Annotated in this window: 3 protein-coding genes; all 3 read left to right on the top strand. The window is 35.1% G+C overall.

The window, feature by feature from the left end; translation table 11 throughout:
- Positions 1-555, top strand: a 555-nt coding sequence (locus tag ACT3CE_RS18850) for a polymorphic toxin type 10 domain-containing protein (protein WP_444711309.1), incomplete at its 5' end; no start/stop codon positions are given.
- On the top strand, positions 555-842 hold the full coding sequence (locus ACT3CE_RS18845; protein ID WP_444711308.1) for an Imm27 family immunity protein: 288 nt from the start codon (positions 555-557) through the stop codon (positions 840-842). The genes ACT3CE_RS18850 and ACT3CE_RS18845, both read left to right, overlap by 1 nt.
- A 224-nt stretch (positions 843-1,066) precedes the next feature.
- The coding region (locus ACT3CE_RS18840; protein ID WP_444711310.1) for an RHS repeat-associated core domain-containing protein at positions 1,067-1,239 on the top strand (173 nt) is incomplete at its 3' end.

Below are 1,239 nucleotides of genomic sequence, written 5' to 3'. Positions count from 1 at the left end.
AGTTATGATCCAAAAGATGAATGGAGTAACTATTCTTTAGAACAAGTACAATTTACCGAATGGTACAAACAATCTAGCGGAAGAGTTGAAGTTACCGACAGCCCTATAGATTATATGTTAGGCGCAGGAATTGGAAAAGCTCTTTTAAATGGTGGTAGAAAATTAGCTGTTAGGGCTGCGGTTAAGGCTGGGAGTAGGAAGGCAACAACCTCAGTAATTAGAAACAATATTCCTAATAGATTAGCAAGAGTAATTCCTGCTAATATTAACAGCAAGACTTTAGGGGCGCCAAATGCAATTGATGTTTTCGTAACAGCTTCTGATGATATTGCAGGCATGAGTTCAAAACAAATTGCCAGAAGGTTAACTATTCCAAATAGTGAAACAGGATTTAGAGTAATTGAATTTAATACTCCGCGTTTTGGAATTAGTTCTCCTATTAACAGATTGGATCCGGGTTTTGTAGGATATGGTAGAACTCTTGGAGGAGCAAGAGAATTCACAATACCTAACCAATTAATACCGAATGATGCTATAATTAATATTATACCATAATGAAAATAAATAAGGAAGAAAATATATTACAAGGAAAATGGGTGCTAGATGGTCATTCACTTAAAAAAGATGAAGTTTGTCAAAGAATAGATTGGTTGGTTTCCAATTTTTTGATTAAAATAAATACGGATATTACTGGTTGGAACACCTTATATCAAGATCCGAATGATTATCGTTACTGGGAACTAACTTATCCTAAGAGTGAGCAATATGGAGGAGGTGCTCCAAAATTAGAAAACATAACTAATGATATGGCTATTGTTAAATATGGGATTGATAATAGGTAATGCTTCAAATTGGTAATGCATCAAATTAACTGATATTAATAATGTGAAATGTAAGAGTTTAATATTCAGTAAAAAAAAACAAATAAAAATGTAGGAAAATAAGCGGTACAATGTATCGCAAACAAAACGTTCATTGATAGTTTAGGTGTGTTTGTCTGTCCCGATTTTTTTCGGGAGTACAATCATCATGTTTATCCGGTGAAATCAATTTGTTAGAGCTGTAAATATTTCACAGGACTCGTTATTACGACCCCGAAGTGGGCCGTTGGTTTGCTATTGATCCTGCATTACAGGCAGCTAGTCCTTACATGGCTATGGGGAATAACCCCATGATGATGATAGACGAAGATGGCAAAACCTGGGGCATATTTAAAGCCATAGGCAATGCTTGGGATTA

This window comes from Marinifilum sp. RC60d5 (assembly GCF_052400665.1).
Taxonomy (GTDB): Bacteria; Bacteroidota; Bacteroidia; order Bacteroidales; family Marinifilaceae; genus JBQTGK01.
The sequence above is the reverse complement of the archived record's forward strand: the minus strand, read 5'-3'. Positions and strand labels throughout refer to the sequence as shown.

Coding starts and splice junctions, on each gene's coding strand:
- ACT3CE_RS18845 (WP_444711308.1), top strand. CDS start 555: ATGAAAATAAATAAGGAAGAAAATATATTACAAGGAAAATGGGTGCTA.